General features: G+C 47.9%; 1 protein-coding gene. It reads left to right on the plus strand.

All coding sequences use genetic code 11. The features are described 5' to 3' along the window. A partial coding sequence (locus A3750_RS18100) for a sensor domain-containing diguanylate cyclase (protein ID WP_156498711.1) occupies positions 1-831 on the plus strand: 831 nt, incomplete at its 5' end. Positions 832-963 lie beyond the last annotated feature (132 nt).

Below are 963 nucleotides of genomic sequence, written 5' to 3' on the forward strand. Positions count from 1 at the left end.
TACACGGAGTCTCTCACGGGTTATGACCAAAACGAGCTTCAAGGTTTGCACTTCGCCAAGCTACTAGATCCATCAATTTGTCTGGATTCGGTAATCCGCGAAGTGAAGAACATTGCGCTTAGAGATGATGGCGAATATCAGCATGAAGCCGCCGTCATCACAGAAGAAGGAAGACTGCGCTTTTTAGCATGGCGCCATGTACCACTAATTAACCAAAAGACCGGCTCACGGCAAATTCTGTCTATCGCGCTCGATATTTCCGGGCGGGTCGAAGCAGAAAGCGAGCTCGCTTGGCTCGCAAGGCACGACTCGCTAAGTGGCTTACATAATCGCCACGCCTTTGAAGAGCGTCTTGCAGAGTGTTTTGCCGAAAGCACTTCAAACACGCTGCGAGCAAATAGCACCGAGCTGACACATTTTGGCGTGATGTTTATTGATCTAGATGAGTTCAAAACCATTAACGACACCCATGGGCACAACAAGGGTGACGAAATGATTAAAGCGGTCGCCAAAGTGCTTAAAGAGCAGAGTAGAGATAGCGATTTTGTCGCCCGCATGGGTGGAGATGAGTTCGCGATTATTGTGCGCAACTTCCATCGCTATGACCTTGACCGAATTACCAAGCGCATAGTCTCCAAACTGACAAGTATTGTTCTTGAACCGGATATCCATTGCACAGCCAGTATTGGCATCGCAGTGCATACACCATTTACACCCTCGCCCGAAGTATTGATCGGCAACGCAGACGGCGCGATGTATCAGGCAAAGGAAGCGGGCAAGAACCGCTATGTAATTTTTGACGCCGCACAGCGCACAATCGACAGTCGATAGATCAAAAAACGTTCAATACATCTCATTTCCCGCACTCCACACTACCCCGCACTTTCAATTAACCGCATGATGCTTAGCGACTTTAATTTCATTGAAGTCAGCGATGAAGACCTATAAAAATAAAATCACGGA

Source organism: Oleiphilus sp. HI0079 (assembly GCF_001635105.1).